Source organism: Enterococcus sp. DIV1096b, assembly GCF_050498765.1.
In the GTDB taxonomy this organism is placed as follows: Bacteria; Bacillota; Bacilli; order Lactobacillales; family Enterococcaceae; genus Enterococcus_D; species Enterococcus_D entomosocium.
In genome coordinates this window covers 1,185,125-1,202,655 of sequence record NZ_JBMHEK010000001.1, presented here as the reverse complement: position 1 = coordinate 1,202,655, position 17,531 = coordinate 1,185,125, and the positions used below count along the sequence as shown (strand labels likewise).

13 protein-coding genes are annotated in these 17,531 nt (G+C 43.1%); 3 read left to right on the top strand and 10 right to left on the bottom strand.

All coding sequences use genetic code 11. The annotated features are described in order from the left end of the window. The first annotated feature begins 39 nt into the window (after positions 1-39). Together yidC and IGJ17_RS05825 are read left to right on the top strand one after the other, a co-directional pair. Positions 40-966 (top strand): membrane protein insertase YidC, encoded by a 927-nt coding sequence (gene yidC / locus IGJ17_RS05830; RefSeq protein ID WP_005236971.1) that lies wholly within the window; start codon positions 40-42, stop codon positions 964-966. 109 nt (positions 967-1,075) lie between these two features. Then, positions 1,076-2,017: an AEC family transporter gene (locus tag IGJ17_RS05825; RefSeq protein ID WP_034872197.1), complete on the top strand. Its 942-nt coding sequence runs from the start codon at positions 1,076-1,078 to the stop codon at positions 2,015-2,017. Between the two features lie 285 nt (positions 2,018-2,302). Here the strand turns inward: IGJ17_RS05825 and IGJ17_RS05820 are convergent, their stop codons facing one another. The 9 genes from IGJ17_RS05820 to rpsB form a co-directional block, all read right to left on the bottom strand. Further along, entirely contained in the window at positions 2,303-6,652 is a 4,350-nt protein-coding gene (locus tag IGJ17_RS05820; RefSeq protein ID WP_005236975.1) for a PolC-type DNA polymerase III, read from the bottom strand. 108 nt (positions 6,653-6,760) lie between these two features. After that, a complete protein-coding gene (locus IGJ17_RS05815; protein ID WP_429961157.1) occupies positions 6,761-8,470 on the bottom strand; it encodes a proline--tRNA ligase in 1,710 nt (569 codons plus the stop codon). A gap of 68 nt (positions 8,471-8,538) precedes the next feature. Further along, positions 8,539-9,807, bottom strand: a complete 1,269-nt coding sequence (rseP, locus tag IGJ17_RS05810) for an RIP metalloprotease RseP (RefSeq protein WP_008381110.1) — start codon at positions 9,805-9,807, stop codon at positions 8,539-8,541. Between the two features lie 150 nt (positions 9,808-9,957). Next, positions 9,958-10,764 carry a phosphatidate cytidylyltransferase gene (locus IGJ17_RS05805; protein ID WP_005236992.1) on the bottom strand — a complete coding sequence of 269 codons (807 nt, stop codon included), beginning with the start codon at positions 10,762-10,764 and terminating at the stop codon, positions 9,958-9,960. After that, a complete protein-coding gene (locus IGJ17_RS05800) occupies positions 10,761-11,561 on the bottom strand; it encodes an isoprenyl transferase (protein ID WP_086332206.1) in 801 nt (266 codons plus the stop codon). The genes IGJ17_RS05805 and IGJ17_RS05800 overlap by 4 nt, the downstream gene beginning before the upstream one ends. Positions 11,562-11,752: 191 nt before the next feature. Continuing rightward, positions 11,753-12,310: a ribosome recycling factor gene (gene frr, locus IGJ17_RS05795; protein WP_005229434.1), complete on the bottom strand. Its 558-nt coding sequence runs from the start codon at positions 12,308-12,310 to the stop codon at positions 11,753-11,755. A gap of 1 nt (position 12,311) precedes the next feature. Beyond that, entirely contained in the window at positions 12,312-13,034 is a 723-nt protein-coding gene (gene pyrH, locus IGJ17_RS05790; RefSeq protein ID WP_005229433.1) for a UMP kinase, read from the bottom strand. A 147-nt stretch (positions 13,035-13,181) separates the two neighbouring features. After that, a complete protein-coding gene (gene tsf / locus IGJ17_RS05785; protein ID WP_005229432.1) occupies positions 13,182-14,063 on the bottom strand; it encodes a translation elongation factor Ts in 882 nt (293 codons plus the stop codon). Positions 14,064-14,173: 110 nt separating this feature from the next. Continuing rightward, on the bottom strand, positions 14,174-14,962 hold the full coding sequence (rpsB, locus tag IGJ17_RS05780; RefSeq protein WP_005229426.1) for a 30S ribosomal protein S2: 789 nt from the start codon (positions 14,960-14,962) through the stop codon (positions 14,174-14,176). Between the two features lie 300 nt (positions 14,963-15,262). On the opposite strand from rpsB, the gene IGJ17_RS05775 reads away from it, so the two are divergent. Next, a complete protein-coding gene (locus IGJ17_RS05775; protein ID WP_005236999.1) occupies positions 15,263-15,733 on the top strand; it encodes an arginine repressor in 471 nt (156 codons plus the stop codon). Between the two features lie 85 nt (positions 15,734-15,818). On the opposite strand, the gene argS is transcribed toward IGJ17_RS05775, so the two are convergent. After that, entirely contained in the window at positions 15,819-17,510 is a 1,692-nt protein-coding gene (gene argS / locus IGJ17_RS05770) for an arginine--tRNA ligase (protein ID WP_005237000.1), read from the bottom strand. Between the last annotated feature and the right edge of the window lie 21 nt (positions 17,511-17,531).

Here is a 17,531-nt window from a genome sequence, read left to right as displayed (position 1 = left end):
TTATTTTTGTCTAAATTTATTGTGAAGAGGAAGAATAGAATGTCTAAAATGAATAAATGGTTGCTTTCATCAGGATTATTTGGCCTGTTATTAGCATTATCAGGCTGTGTCAGTACCAATGCTGATGGTACGCCGAAAGAAACAGGAATGATTTATCGCTTTTTGGTGAAACCTTTAGGTGATATGATCACGATGCTCGTTGAAAACTTCAACTGGTCTTACGGCTGGGCGATCATCGCCGTAACGATCGTTGTCCGCGTCATTATCTTACCATTAGGGATCCATCAGTCTCGAAAAACGATGATTCAAAGTGAAAAAATGCAGTTTCTGAAACCTCAAGTGGATATTGCGCAAGCCAATTTGAAGAAAGCAACCACTCGGGAAGAACAAATGCAAGCGCAAGCGGAGATGCAAAAAATCTATTCTGAAAACAACGTCAGTATGTTTGGCGGTATCGGTTGTTTGCCTTTACTGATTCAGATGCCGATCTTCTCTGCCCTCTACTTCACCGCCCGTTACACACAAGGAATCCAAAACTCTGAGTTCTTTGGCGTATCATTAGGTGACCCCAGCATCCTCTTTGTAGCGATTGCTGGTATTTCCTACCTGGCACAAGGATACATCTCAACCATTGGGATTCCGGAAGAACAGAAAAAAACGATGAAAACCATGTTGATCGTTTCTCCATTGATGATCGTTTTCATGTCAATGAGTGCACCAGCTGGTGTGACGCTTTATTGGGTAGTCGGTGGGGTCTTCAGTTGTATCCAAACATTTATCACGAATGTCATCATGAAACCAAAAATTCGTGCCCAAGTCGAAGCAGAAATGAAAGCCAATCCGCCAAAAACGGTGGTTACGCCTCGCAAAGATGTAACTCCTGAAAAAACAGAAGCTGTCAAAAAAGCGTTGAACACGACAAAGCCTAATGGAAAAGGTCGTAACGCAGGCAAGCAGCAACGTTAGTAATTCTTGACCAAATCGCTCAATGAGTGGTTTGGTTTTTTGTTGTTTTCAAATGGGAATCAGTTGCTTCTTCTTCTGCCTTTCGCTATAGTAAATGAGAGGTGAGCACATGTTTCAAGCATATATCAATATTTTTGTCATTTTCAGTCTCATGTTTATCGGTTATTGGTTGTCTTACAAACAATGGTTTTCTAATCGAACCGCCGATACGTTTTCAAAATTGGTATTAAATGTCTCATTACCAGCCAATATGTTTTTAACGATTATTAAAAACTTTACGAAAGATGAATTTCTTTCATTGGTTTCGGGGATGATCATCCCATTACTTTCCATGATGATCACTTACTTCGCTGGTTATTTATGGCGACGTTTCGCGCAAGTTGAAGCCAAACACCAAGGCGCATTTTCCGCCATGTTTACCTTTTCCAATACGATCTTCATCGGCTTACCGATCAATTTAGCTATTTTTGGTGAAAAAGCCGTTCCTTATGTGTTGTTGTACTATATTGTAAATACGACATTATTTTGGACCATCGGTATTTTTGAGTTAGCAAAAGACAATCCTGATTTTGGTGAAGCCCGGATTTCCTTTCATCCATTGGTCATGCTAAAAAAGATTTTTTCACCAGCCTTGATTGGTTTCATCATCGGTTTGATCTGGATGCTATTCACCTTACCGCTGCCCTCATTTGTTGATGGCCTTGGAAGCTATCTAGCAGATTTGACGACACCCTTATCAATGTTTATTATCGGAATCATCGTCTACTTTGGGGGACTCAAAAATTTGCGAATGACGAAAGACATTGTCGGTGTCTTGTTTGGTCGTTTCGTTCTTTCGCCCCTCGTTGTGTGGCTGTTAAGCAGAATCATCCCTGTTCCTGAATTGATGCTTTCTGTGTTTATTATTCAAGCCTCTATGCCCGTCCAAAACTCTGTCCCGATCCTTGTACGAAACTACCAAGGGGATGAAGAATTTGCAACTTCATGTTTAGGCTATTCCGTCTTACTGTACATGGTGTATTTGCCTGTTTTGCTTTTTTTCTTTTTTTAGCTATTTAACGAACTTTGTCGAAAAATACTCGTTACCAAAGGCATTCGCTTCTTTCGGTAACGAGTATTTTTCTCCTCTTTGTATGGTAAAGGTTCGATTGATTCGCTACCAAGGCTGGCCCCTATGATTTCCCACAATAGACCACGATCTTTCTGATTTTCGTCAGATTGTGGCTGCTTAGATCGATTTCACAAACAAGACAAAAAAGCACATCATGCAGAAACTAGCTATACTAGCCATTATGATGATGTGCTTATTTTTTATCTTAAGTGAACAGCCGGTGGTTTACAACATATCAAACAACGATAACTGATTTTCATCAGGTAAATCTTTAAGAACACCGTTATCCGTCATGTATTCAATCAAAGTCTTAGAAACTTTCCCGCGATTGGCGAGATCTTCTTTCGATAAGAAAGGACCATTTTTCCGTGCTTCCACGATTTGTTTCGCTACGTTTAGTCCCAAACTCGGCACTGCTCGAAATGGTGCGATCAATTTTTTTCCGTCGATCACGAAGTTTTCCGCATCCGATTTATACAGATCGATCATCCCAAATTCATAACCGCGCTCTAACATTTCATTGGCTAACTCCAGAACGGTTAACAGATTCTTTTCTTTCGTTGACGCATCCAATCCTTTGTCAGTGATTTCTTGCATCCGTTCTTTTACGGCGTCTTTTCCTTTTGACATGGCAATCAAATCAAAATCATCCGCCCGGACAGAGAAATAAGCACAGTAATAGAGAATTGGGAAGTACACTTTAAAGTAAGCCACCCGCAACGCCATCAAAACATACGCCGCCGCATGGGCTTTCGGGAACATATACTTGATCTTCGAACAAGAATCGATATACCATTCAGGGACATTGTTCTCCCGCATCGCTTGCAAGTAAGTGTCCCGCAAGTCGTCAGGGATCTTGTTCCATTGCCCTTTACGAACCGTCTCCATGATTTTAAAGGCCATCCCGTCATCTAAGCCAGCATGGATCAAGTACACCATGATATCATCCCGACAGCCGATTACTTCTGCTAGACTGGCATCTCCGCGACGAATCAGTTCTTCGGCATTGCCCAACCATACATCGGTACCATGGGAAAGACCAGAGATCTGCAAAAGCTCTGCAAACGTCGATGGATGGGTTTGATCCAACATCCCCCGCACAAATCGGGTCCCAAATTCTGGGATGCCTAATGTACCTGTTTTTGAGTAGATCTGCTCTTCAGTCACACCTAGCACGTCCGTACCACCAAAAATACGCATCACTTCCGGATCATCCGTGGGGATCGTTTTAGGATCGATTCCTGATAAATCCTGCAGCATCCGAATCACCGTTGGGTCATCGTGTCCCAGGATATCCAGTTTTAAAATATTGTCATGAATGGAATGGAAATCAAAGTGGGTCGTTTTCCATTCTGAATTTTGATCATCTGCTGGGTATTGAATCGGCGTGAAATCATAGACATCCATATAGTCTGGAATAACGATGATTCCCCCCGGATGCTGACCAGTTGTCCGTTTGACGCCAGTTGCACCCTTAGCCAATCGATCGACTTCAGCTGCTCGATAATGGAGATTATGATCGCGCTCAAAGCCTTTTACGAAACCGAAGGCTGTTTTATCGGCTACTGTACCGATCGTTCCGGCACGATAGACATATTCTTCGCCGAAGAGCACTTTCGTATAGTTATGGGCCTCTGGCTGATATTCCCCAGAGAAGTTCAAATCGATATCGGGGACTTTATCGCCATGGAAACCAAGGAAGGTTTCAAAAGGAATATCATGGCCATCTTTGTTCAGACGTGTGCCGCATTTTGGACATTTTTTCTCTGGCATATCATAACCAGAACCATACGAGCCGTCTTCGTAAAACTCAGAATACTGGCAATCGGGACAATAATAATGAGGGGCTAATGGATTGACCTCAGTGATCCCAGTCATCGTTGCTACGAAACTAGAACCGACTGATCCCCGTGACCCTACTAAGTAGCCGTCTTGATTGCTTTTATGAACCAGTTTTTGTGAGATCAAATAGATCACGGAAAACCCATTCCCAATGATCGAATCAAGCTCTTTTTTCAAACGTTTTTCCACAATTTCTGGTAATGGATCACCGTATAGCTCTTTGGCACGGTTGTAACTCAAGTCGGTGATCTCTTGTTCAGATCCGGGAATCTTTGGTGTATACAGATCATCTTTTACCGGAATGACTTTTTCACAGAGATCAGCGATTTTATTTGGGTTCGTCACCACAATTTCTTTCGCTACTTCTGGACCTAAAAACTGAAAAGCGGTCAGCATCTCATCGGTTGTTCGGAAGTGTACATCCGGTAAACTATGCCGATTCAAGGGATTGGCGCCCCCCATCGAATTGATCAAGACCTTACGATAAATGGCATCTTCTTCGTTCAGGTAGTGGGCATTCCCAGTAGCAACAACGATTTTTCCTAACTCTTCACCCATTTGGATCAAATTCCGAATAATGTCTTCTAGGTCTTTTTCACTTTTCACGAGCTCCGTTTCTAAGAGATGGGCATAAACTGCTTTGGGCATGACTTCGATATAGTCATAAAACTTAGCAAGTTCCCGCGCTGCATCGACCCCTTTTTGCATCATTGCGACAAAGACTTCCCCTTTATCACAAGCGGTTCCGACTAACAATCCTTCCCGCAATTTCACCAATTCTGAGCGCGGGATCCGCGGGACTTTATCATGGAAGTACTTCACATTCGACATCGAGATCAGCTTGAATAAATTCTTCAATCCCGCCTGTGTTCGGGCTAAGATCGTGGCATGGAAAGGCCGAGCTGCTTTATAGGAGTTCTCGCCCCCAACGTGTCGGTTCAAATCTTCGTGCAGCAGCATGTCATGTTTTTCCATCGCTTCTTTGACAAAGATCCACGCTAAATGACCGGTTGCCTCGGCATCGTAGATCGCTCGGTGATGTTGCTCCAAACTAACGCCGAATTTTTTGGAAAGGACACCTAAACCGAATCGCTTAAACTCTGGATACAAATAACGAGCGAGTTCCAATGTATCAATGACGGGATTTTCTGCTTCTGGAATACCGTATTTTCGATAACTTGTATTTAAGAAGCCCATATCAAATGACGCATTGTGGGCAACTAGAATGGCTCCTTCAGAAAACTCACGGAACAAACGTAAGACTTCTTCTTCCGATTTTGACCCCCGAACCATTTCATCGGTGATCCCCGTCAATTCTACGGTCGTTCGTGATAAAGGATGGCCAGGATCGATGAATTCATCAAAGGAGCCTTCCACGTTGCCTTTATGCATCCGCACAGCGGCCAATTCAATGATGGTGTCGTACACTGCAGACAATCCGGTGGTCTCCACGTCAAACACGATATAAGTGGCATCAGTCAGTGGGACAGGCTTCGGATTATAGGCAACCGCTACCCCGTCATCCACGATATTGGCTTCCACACCGTAAAGAATTTTTACCCCGGCTTTTTCTCCGGCGTGATGGGCATCAGGAAACCCTTGTGCGCCACCATGATCGGTGATCGCAATCGCCTTATGGCCCCACTTGCCAGCTTGAGCGACAAAGTCTGCCACATTGTTGGTTGCATCCATCGTACTCATATTAGAATGCAGGTGAAGTTCGACCCGTTTTTCGCCTTCAGGTGCATAATCTTTGCGGGCCTCGTGTTTGACTTCCAGCAAATCTTGCGCATTCATAACGAGATCTCGCATAAAAGTATCTTCTTGAACACTACCACGCACTTTGACCCAACTACCTTTAGCAATGGCATCAAAGACTTGTTCATCTTTTTCATTATTGGAGAATTTTTTCACACTAAACGACGACGTATAGTCGGTGATTTTCAAAATCAAAATCTTCCGTTTTGAACGCAATTCTCGAACTTCTTTATCAAAGACATACCCTTGGATCGTAACTCTGCGTTCTTCCTCAATGATATTGATCATCGGTGTCACAGGTTCATCGGCAGGAATATTACGTCCCAAGGCAATTGGTCCGTCAAATTCGACTGTTTTGACTTCTTTTTTGCGTTGCTCGTGGGCCATTAAGTTCTCAGCGGCTTGCAATTGGAAGGCTGCCGTTTGTTCTTCTTTTCGTGCTTCAAGTTCTTTCAAGGCTGCCTCAGCCTGTTCTTTGTCTAGCTGCGGCAAGATCCGAAATTTTTGAAACCCGAAAGTCCCATAATTTTCCTCAATGATCGGTAAGTACTGTTGCTGCAAAATCGTGATGACCGCATCATTGTTGACGGGTAAAATCACTTTGTTCTCTTGAATCATAGGCATTTGATTTTTAATCACTTGATGAACTAACGGCCGATCACAATTTTGATTGGCTAACGCTAATGGCCAGTATTCTTGAATGAACTGCTCATCGAAGGAACCATCTTGAGCTTCAATGACAATGCGAACTTCCGCGATCTCTTTAAACGCTAGTTCAATGTGTTGTTTAAAGGATTGATACACCATCACCGGTAATAAACGTTCAAATTGGAAATAAAACGTCCACGCTTTTGATTGTCGATGCACGGTTACTTGTCTGATTTGGGCAGTCTGCATCAACGGATGCTGCCGAAGATTTGGGGCAGCTGCAATTTGGTCTAATAATATCTCAAAGGTCTCTCTTTCTTTTGACAATTGAAGATCCTCCTTTTCTCAGTACTCACTAGTATACCTCTTTTTGTCTTCACTTTCATTAAAAAATCGAGAAAGGATTTCCTCTCTCGATCTACCATTTGTTCCGATTTATTCTTGGTTGGCTAATAAAATCGTCAAGGTCGAAGCGACTTCTTCTTTCCTCACTTCAACGGTTGCGCCAGTATGCTTGATTTTGATCTCCACGATGCCTTCTACGGCTTTTTTACCGATGGTCAAGCGAATCGGACAACCAATCAAATCGGCATCTGCAAATTTGACCCCTGCACGTTCATTGCGGTCATCCACCAATACTTGATAGCCGACTTGGTTCATCATTTCTTCTACTTCTTCACTTAAGGCATTTTGATAGCTATCTTCAATCGACGTTTGGATGATATGCACATCAAATGGGGCAATTTCTTGGGGCCAATCGATCCCAAACTCATTGCCGTATTGTTCGACGATTGTTGAAAGCAGCCGAGAAACGCCCAGACCATAACAGCCCATGATGATTGGTTGTTCATCGCCATTTTCATCGACAACCGTCGCTTCTTGGGCCTCGCTGTACTTGGTTCCTAACTTGAAGATATGCCCAACTTCGATTCCTCGCGTAAAGGTTAAGGTTCCTTTTCCATCTGGGGAAGGATCGCCTTCTTGAACCAAGCGAAAATCGGCAAAGGCTAGTGGTTGAAAATCACGGCCTACATTTGCATTGAGAAAATAGCTCTGTTTTTCTGCCGCTGGGACGATCAGATTCGCCATATCTTGGACATGCTGATCCGCATACAATTGGATCGAATCAGCAAGCTCAATGGGGCTGCGAAGTTGTGTGTCACTGGTCAGATAGGACTCGGCTTCTTCAGCAGTCAGGACCTTCACTTGATCAGCCGCTAAAAAATGCTTGATTTTTGTTTCATTGAGACTGTGATCACCTCGAAGTAATACCATAATGACTTGCTCGTCAACGAGCAGCAAAAATACTTGAACGATTTTTTGCAAATCCGTATCGTGTGTTTTCGCCAGTTCCTCTAACGATAATGATTCTTTATGAACGACTTTTTGTAACTCTAAGTAGGTCTCATGAGATTTTTTAGCGATATACTGACTAGTTGCTAGTTTCCAATTGGCGACATAGTCGCTTTCAGTCGAATAACAGATCAGCTCTTCGCCGATTCCAGACAATGCCAAAAACTCTTTTGAATCTCGGCCACCCATCAAGCCATTATCCCCGATCACTGCCCGATACTCGATCCCACAGCGTTTCAATATGGCATGGTAAGCCATTTCGTAGCGATTATAGGTTTGATCTAAGCTGGCTTCATCGGCGTGAAAAGAATAGCCATCTTGCATGATAAATTCACGGCTGCGAATCAATCCAAAACGCGGCCGCTGTTCGTCCCGATATTTCGTTTGGATCTGATATAAGCTCAAAGGCAGCCGCTTATAAGACGTGATCTCGTTTTTGATCAATGTCGTGAACGGCTCTTCGTGAGTGGGCCCTAAAACGATCTCTCGTTCGTTTCGATCTGTCAACCGATACAAAGACTCACCATACAATGAGGCCCGTCCAGACTCCTTCCATGGTTCATACGGAAGCAAAGAAGGCATCGCCATCTCCACAGCATCGATTTCTGCCAGCTCCTCACGAATGACCCGTTTGATCTTTTCTAACACCCTTTGAGCTAATGGCAAGTAGACATAGATGCCTGCCGCCACTTGTCGAATATACCCTGCCCTAACTAACAGTTGATGACTTAACGTCTCCGCATCGCTGGGGGTTTCCCTCAATGTCGGAATCAAACATTTTGACTGTTTCATTTTTTTCTCCTTTGCTAAAAAAAACATGTTCACCCGATCAACAATTGATTTGCTTGTGCGTCTTATTTTTAAAAGAAGAAACGTTGGATATCATTCCAGGTAACGAGAACCATCAGCAGCATCAAAAACCCAAACCCAATCAGGGTAATGATGCCTTCTTTTTCTTGACTGATTGGCTTGCCTCGCACACCTTCTAAAATATTTAAAACCAGTTTCCCACCATCTAATCCAGGAATCGGCAATAAATTAAAGATCCCCAAATTGATGGAAATCATCGCCATCATGGCGATCACCGTTGTGACACCTTGCGATGCGGCTTGAGAAGACAGTTGGAAAATCGCTACCGGTCCGCCCAATTTATTGATATCTGGTTGGGCGATCAAGTTGCCGACTGCTCTAAAAATAACCAGCGAATTGTCAATGGTCGTTTGTAAGCCACCCAGTAAGATGTCTCCGATCCCAGTTTTTAACGAAGCCGTGATCCCTAAGAAACCGATCGTGGTCTCCCCTGATTCTTGACTCGCAGGAGTTGCTGTCAAATCAAGTGTTTCCGCTCCTCGTTTGACTTCTAGAGTAATCTTAGTAGCTGGGTACTTTTGGATCTCTGTCGTCAATTCTGACCAGTTGGAAACATCGACGCCTTCAACTGCTAGGATTTCGTCGCCATTTTTCAGCCCGGCTTCAGCTGCCGGGGTTCCTGCTTCGATTCCTGTCACGACGGTTGCATCTTGATTCGCGACACCACCTTGCGCAAACACCAATCCAGTGAATAAAACCAAGGATAAAATAAAGTTATTCATCGGTCCTGCAAAATTCGTCAGCATTCGTTGCCACAGCTTTGCAGACTGGAATTGAACGTCTTTTGGTGCGATCCGAACTTCAACGCCATCTTCATGAATGATCGTTGCGTCATGATCCACAGCGTACGTAACCGCTTCTTGTTCATTGCCGTTGATGAAGCCAGTGATCGTCAACTTCTCCTCCAAGTCAAAGTCGGTCACTTCCATGGGGATCGCTTGCGGCAATTGGATCTTTTTGCTTGTATTGATTTTGATGACTCTGCCAGTTGCATCTTGAACCAAGGAGACTGGCATGCCAGGCGTTAATTCAGTCTCATCTTCGCCCCAGCCTGCCATTTGGACATACCCGCCTAATGGCAGCATCCGAATCGTGTAGGTCGTCCCATCTTTCGCTTGATGCGCGAACAATTTAGGCCCCATACCGATGGCAAACTCTCTTACTAAAATACCTGCCCGTTTTGCAAAGAAGTAGTGTCCAAATTCGTGAATCACTACCACCACGGAAAAGATAATGATAAATACAAGTATCGTTTTCATGCTCGTTCCTCTCTTTCACAGCATCCCTCTCATTCAGGGCAGCCTTTCCTTATTTTATCACACCGGTTCCCGTTGAGGAACTCACATTCCCGTTGTAACAAGAATTTAAAAAAAGAAGCGCAAGCCAAGCCTGCACTTCTTAAAACTTTTCTAAAAGACACCGAATAAATACATGATTGGAAACACAAACAACATGCTATCGAAGCGATCTAAGATTCCTCCGTGACCTGGCAGGATATTCCCTGAATCCTTCACGCCATAGTGACGTTTGATCGCGGATTCCACTAAATCACCAAATTGCCCAGCGATCGAAAAGAGGACCGTCAATAAAATCATGATGGCACTACCGTGTCCAAAATAATCTTTCCCAGGAAATGCTAATAGATACAAACCAGCTACGACCACCGCAGCAGCAATCCCGCCTAGGGCCCCTTCGATGGTTTTATTAGGAGAAATCTCCGGCCATAATTTTCGTTGGCCGTAACGCCGTCCCACCATGTAAGCCCCAATATCCGTTGCCCACACGATAAACAGCCCGAAAACTAAAACAACTAATCCATCCGTTGCTGACCGTGCCGTCAAGAAACGTTCAAACCCGACACCAGTATATAAGCTAACGATCACCGGAAACCCAGCTTCATCGATGGTATACGTATTTTTCGAAATAACCGCGATCCCTAGTAACAAAAGAACGATCAGATAGTACAAGGCACTTTTATCTGTCCCCTCTGGCAAAAAGAAAAACCAGCGTTCTTGAGGCAAAACTAAGATCACCGCTCCGAGGATTGAAAGAATTCCTTCAAAACTGAAAATAGCTAGTCCTTTCATCCGAAATAATTCATAAACACCAATTCCTGCCATTGCTGCTGCCAGCAATTCGACGGCAATGCCGCCAACATAAATAATTGGCAGGAAAAAGGCTAATGCGACGACCGCAGTGATTACACGTTGTCTCACTCTTCTTCCTCCTCTGTTTTCAAACCGCCAAAACGCCGGTTTCGTTGTTGAAAGCTCCCGATCGCATCTTCTAGTAAAGCAGCATCGAAATCAGGCCAGAGCGCCTTCGTAAAGAATAACTCGCTGTATGCAATCTGCCATAACAAGAAATTACTGACACGTTCCTCACCACTCGTTCGAATCACCAATTCAGGATCCCGCAAAGGGCTTGGTAAAAAACCAGTCATCAAATGCGTCCCCAGCATGTCTTCCGTGAGCTCTGGTAGGGCTTCGCCGGAAGCCGAGAGTTCTTCATAAAGCGCTTGGACAGCTGTCAAAATTTCTGCGCGGCTGCCGTAATTTAAAGCAAAATTCAAGATCATCCCGGTGTTATCTTTGGTTTGGTCGATCGCTCGCTTGACCGCTTCTTGCGTGTGCGCGGGTAAAGAATCCGTGAACCCCATCACTTTGACTTGAACATTTTCTTTGATCAGCTCAGGAACAAAGGTGTCGAAAAAGTCGACTGGTAGTTGCATCAAAAAGTCTACTTCCTCGTTCGGCCTTTTCCAATTCTCTGTCGAAAATGCATAAAGCGTCAATACCTTCACACCTAAGTGTGAAGCGTGTTTCGTGATTTTCTTTACCGTCTCCATGCCTTCTTTGTGGCCAGCTACTCTTGGCAAGCGCCGATTTTGCGCCCATCTGCCGTTACCATCCATAATGATCGCGATGTGTTGGGGAATCGGCAGTGATGGATCAAATTCATGTTCAGCCGCTTCTTTGATATATTTGTCTTTTTGTGGAAAAAAACGCAGCATCGTATTCGCTCCTCTTCCAATTCTTGAAATTCATCTTTTACATTATAACAATAATCAGATTTCTTGCCTATGAAAACCAAGAAAAGATTTCTATATTAAGAAAAAACAAAAAAACAGCTGTCATATTCAAGTACATGAGATAGTTTCGCCCATAAAAAAAGAGCCGCTGAAGCGACTCTTCGTCATTCCTTTTAAACTTCAAGTAATTCTTGTTCTTTTTCAGCTGCGATGGCATCGATTTCTTTGATGCTGTTATCTGTAGCAGTCTGCACTTCTTTTTCAGATTCCCGCAAATCATCTTCTGTGATATCGCCAGCTTTTTCTTGTTTCTTGTAAGCTTCCATGGCATCCCGACGAATGTTACGGACGGCGATTTTCGCATTTTCAGCTTCTTTTTTCACGTCTTTCGCTAATTCTTTACGGCGTTCTTCCGTTAATTGAGGAATCACCAAACGAATGACCGTTCCATCATTGGCAGGTGTGATACCAATATCACTTTGCATGATAGCTTTTTCTACTTCTTGGATCATTGTTTTGTCAAAAGGTGTGATCATCAAAATTCTTGCTTCTGGAATCGTAATTGAAGCCATTTGGTTCAAGGGTGTTGGTACACCATAGTAAGTAACCATTACGCGGTCTAAGATGCTCGCGTTCGCGCGGCCAGCACGGATTTGTCCTAATTCCCGCTGCAAGTTTTCTGCTGCTTTTTTCATTTTGTCTTTTGCTTCTGTTAAAATTTTGTCAGCCATGTTATTTCCCCCTTACTGTCGTTCCAATATGTTCACCTAAAATGGCGCGGCGAATGTTTCCATGCTCATTCAAGTTGAATACGACTAATGGAATATCGTTGTCCATACTTAATGAACTTGCGGTTGAATCCATTACTTGCAATCCTTTGGAAATGACTTCTAAATGAGTCAATTCTTCAAATTTCACAGCACTTTGATCCGTTTTAGGATCTGCTGAGTAGACGCCATCAACATTGTTTTTTGCCATCAAAATGACATCGGCGTTGATTTCAGCTGCCCGTAAGGCTGCGGTCGTATCAGTTGAGAAATAAGGATTCCCGGTTCCGCCAGCAAAAATGACGACCCGTCCTTTTTCTAAGTGGCGTTCTGCTCTACGACGAATATAAGGCTCAGCGATTTGACGCATCTCGATTGAAGTTTGGACACGCGTTGGTACACCAGCGTTTTCTAGTGTATCTTGTAATGCTAAAGCATTCATCACAGTCGCTAGCATGCCCATGTAATCAGCTTGGGCTCTTTCCATCCCCATTTGCGCACCGATTTGTCCACGCCAAATGTTTCCGCCGCCGACCACGATCGCCATCTGTACACCTAATTCGTGGACTTCCTTGATCTCTTTAACGATCTCCTGGATGGTCGGTGGTTTGATCCCAAAGCCTTCGTCACCCGCTAATGCTTCACCACTTAATTTTAATACAACACGTTGATATTTTGGTTTGCCCATCATGATTCCTCCGTACATTCTCCAATACTATTGTAGCATATTGGTGCTCTTTCGTTGAAAATTATCTACACTATTTCTTCAAAAACCGTTTTTGCTTAAAAAAAGGGAGCGCACTTCCATGCGTTCCCATCTGTTCGAGGAACAGAATTATTTTTTCACTTGGCTCATTACTTCTTCAACGAAGTTGTCTTCGCGTTTTTCGATACCTTCGCCGACTTCAAAGCGGACAAAAGATTTCACAGTTGCGCCTTTTGATGCAACATATTTTTCAACTGTCATATCTGGGTCTTTAACGAATGGTTGGTCAACCAAAGCGATTTCTGCTTTAAATTTCTTCAAGCGTCCTTCAACCATTTTTTCAACGATGTTCGCTGGTTTGCCTTCGTTCAATGCTTGTTCTGTCAAGACTTGTTTTTCATGATCCAATTCTTCTTGAGAGATTTGTGCTTCGTTCACGTAGCGAGGGTTGATCGCTGCAACGTGCATTGCAACATCTTTCGCAACTGATTCGTCAGTTGTTCCTTCAAGAACAGTCAATACCGCAATACGTCCGCCCATGTGTAGGTAACCGCCGAAAGCAGCATTGTCATCTTTTTCAACAACTTCAAAACGACGGAAGCTGATTTTTTCTCCGATTACTTGTGTTGCTTCGATCAACGCAGCATCCATTGTGCCTTTAGAGGTTTCTAATTTTAAAGCAGCATCCATATCAGCTGGTTTGTTCGCTGCGATTACTTCAGCGATTTCTTTTACTAAGTCTTGGAACATTTCGTTTTTAGAAACGAAGTCAGTTTCTGAGTTCACTTCAACGATTGCTGCTGTGTTGCCGTTGATTGCTACAGATGCTAAACCTTCAGCAGCAATACGGTCGTTTTTCTTCGCAGCTTTTGCCATACCTTTTTCACGTAATAAGTCAACGGCTTTTTCGATGTCGCCTTCTACTTCAACTAATGCACGTTTTGCGTCCATCATTCCTACACCAGTCATATCGCGTAATTCTTTTACTAATTTAGCTGTTACTTCTGCCATTTTTTGTTTCCTCCTAAATGTTTTTAAACAAGATTGCTTGTCTTTAAAAAAAGCTGTTTCAAAGGAGAGTGAGGCTTGGCGCCTAGCCTTTGAAACAGCTCCATCATTTATTATTCAGCTGATGCGTTGTCGCCTTCGACAACATCAACGATTTCTTCGATTGAAGTTGCGTTTTCTGTTGATTCAGCAGCAAAATCTTCTTCTGCTACTTGGTCTTCGCCTTGGTTACCTTCGATGAAAGCATCTGCCATTTTCGCAGTGATCAATTTAACGGCACGAATAGCGTCATCATTTGATGGGATAACAACATCGATTTCGTCTGGATCACAGTTTGTATCGACCATCGCTACGATCGGGATATTTAATTTGCGTGCTTCTTGGATCGCGATACGTTCTTTACGTGGGTCAACAACGTACATTACATCTGGAATTCTTGGCATATCAGCGATACCGCCTAAGAATTTTTCAAGACGTTCGCGCTCTTTGTTCAAGCCAACGACTTCTTTTTTAGGAAGAACAGCAAATGTACCATCTTCTTCCATTTTGTTGATTTGTTTCAAACGAGCAACACGTTTTTGGATTGTTTCCCAGTTTGTCAATGTTCCACCTAACCAACGATGGTTAACATAGTATTGACCTGAACGGATTGCTTCTTCTTTGATTGCTTCTTGTGCTTGTTTTTTAGTACCTACGAACAATGCAACGCCGCCTTCTTCAGCAACATTTTTCATGTAGTCGTAAGCTGCGTCTACTAATTTCACTGTTTTTTGCAAATCAATGATGTAGATGCCGTTTCTTTCTGTGAAGATATATTTCTTCATTTTTGGGTTCCAGCGACGAGTTTGGTGACCAAAGTGTACGCCGGCTTCAAGTAATTGTTTCATTGAGATTACTGCCATGTTGTGTTTCCTCCAATTTGGTTTTTTGTTTTCCTCTCTTGCTCTTTTACTCCTTGAAGAACTGAATCGATCAGCACCGCTTCGCAGATGGAACAAGATGTGGGATTGACGTGAAAAACTCACGCCTTAAACAGTATACAGTAGCTAAAAAAGAAATGCAACTGATTCAAATGAAAAACTACGATTCACGATCCAGCTTTTTTTAACACTCTAAATCTTTTCTTATAATATCTAGGTTTTTTCGGCGTTATCTGCTATGATAAGGCTGACTTAATCAATCATGCTTAAAGGAGTTTACCTATGCGAAAAGCTGATCGCCATTTACTTATTAGACAAATCATTACTGAACATACTGTACGCACGCAAGAAGAATTATTGCAGCAATTGGAAGTCCAAGGCGTCTCCGCCACGCAAGCGACTATTTCTCGCGATATTCGTGATTTGAAAATCGTGAAAGTGCCCGATGAGTCAGGTCAGACAAAGTTTGTCATTTTTCAAGGAATGCAAGCTTCTGAGGATGAAAAAGAAGAAGAGCAGCGGTTGATACAGATGATCGAAGACGTTGTCACTAAAGTAGATCGTGTGCAATTCATGACCTTGATCCATACCGTTGCGGACAATGCGCCTTTGCTTTCGGCAGCGATCGATGAAGTGACCATGCCAGAAAAAGTTTGCTCGTTGGCGGGCTTTGATACAGTAGCGGTGATTTCCCGCAGCGACGAAGACGCTGAAACTTTTTATCAATTTATCAGAAACCACGCGGTCTTATAGCGCAAAAACAGCTATAGGATCTAGCTGCATTCTTCACTACAAAAAAGCTGTGCCCTTGTCGAAACAAGAAGCACAGCTTTTTTTGTTACATTTTGTCGGGTGCGTGTAAACCAAGCAACCGTAAATCTTCTTTCAATAGAGTAGTTACTGCATAAACAAGAGCTAGACGTGCGTCTTTTTCCGTATCTTCGGCTAAGATTTTGACATTGGCATAATACTTGTTAAAGGCTTGTGCCAACTTGATGGCATGTTTGGCAATGACGGATGGTTCATATTTTTCCGCCGCTTGCATGACCGTTTCTGGGTAGCGCTGAATCAATTTGATAACTTCCCAGCTCTCAGCGTCTGCCAACGCCAGACTGCTGACAGCAGCGGGATCAAAGTTGGCTTTTTCAAGAATGCTCATGGCACGGGCATGAGAGTATTGCACGTATGGTCCGGTCTCTCCTTCAAAACGGACGACTTCTTCTAGCGTAAAGTCGAAATTATTCAAACGGTCATTTTTCAAATCGTGGAAAACGACTGCCCCGACACCGACTTGTTTTGCTACTTCTTCTTTGTTTTCAAGTGTTGGGTTCTTTTCAGTGATTTGTTCTTTCGCTGAATCGATCGCTTCATTCAATACTTCTTCCAAAAGAACAATCTTGCCTTTTCTTGTAGACAGTTTTTTCCCATCTTTGGTGATCAACCCAAATGGTACGTGGGTCATATCATCTGCCCACTCAAAGCCCATTTCCTTCAAAACAGCTTTTAATTGTTTGAAGTGATAACTTTGTTCATTCCCTACCACGTACAATGATTTTGCAAAATTGTAGGTCCGTTTGCGGTAAAGCGCTGCAGCCATATCCCGTGTGATGTAAAGGGTCGCACCATCGGACTTACGGATCAATGCCGGATTTAAGTCATAGGCAGCCAAATCAACGATTTCTGCCCCTTGGTCTTCTTTTAGCAAGTGTTTTTCTTCTAATAATTCCACGACTTCTGTCATTTTATCATTATAGAAAGCTTCGCCATTCAATGAATCAAAGGAAACTTCCAACATATCATAGATTTTATTGAATTCTTTTAATGATTCATCACGGAACCATTGCCACAAATCCATTGCTTCTTGGTCACCATCTTCTAGTTTCTTGAACCAAGCTCTCGCATCATCTTCTAATTGCTTATCTGTCTCGGCTGCTTCATGAAAATCAACATACAAACGTAATAGTTCGTTGATTGGTTCCGCTTTGACCGCTTCTTCTGACCCCCACTTCTTATAGGCAACGATCAATTTCCCAAATTGTGTGCCCCAGTCGCCTAAATGGTTGATGCGAATTGGCTGATAACCGATTTTTTCTAAAATAAAGCCGATCGAGTTACCAATCACAGTGGAACGCAAATGCCCCATTGAGATGGGTTTGGCAATATTTGGTGAAGACATATCGATCGGTACTGCTTGCTGATTGCCGATGGTTTGATCGCCAAAATGATTTTTTTCTTTGAGAACCAGCTCTAAGACATGGGCAGAGATTGCTTTTTTATCCATAAAGAAGTTTAAATACGGACCGACCACTTCAATTTTTTCAAAAGACGCTTGATCGATTTTTTCTGCTAAGTCTGCGGCAATTTGCTGCGGCGCTTTCCGATAGACTTTTGCTAGCGAGAAGGCTGGGAATGCCACATCCCCATGGTCGGCTGACTTTGGATTTTCCAGTAATTGCTGAACTTGTTCGATCGATAGATCTTCTTTTACTACTTGATGGATCGCTTGTGCGACGATTTCTTTGTTATTCATAGTATCCCTCCTATAATGACT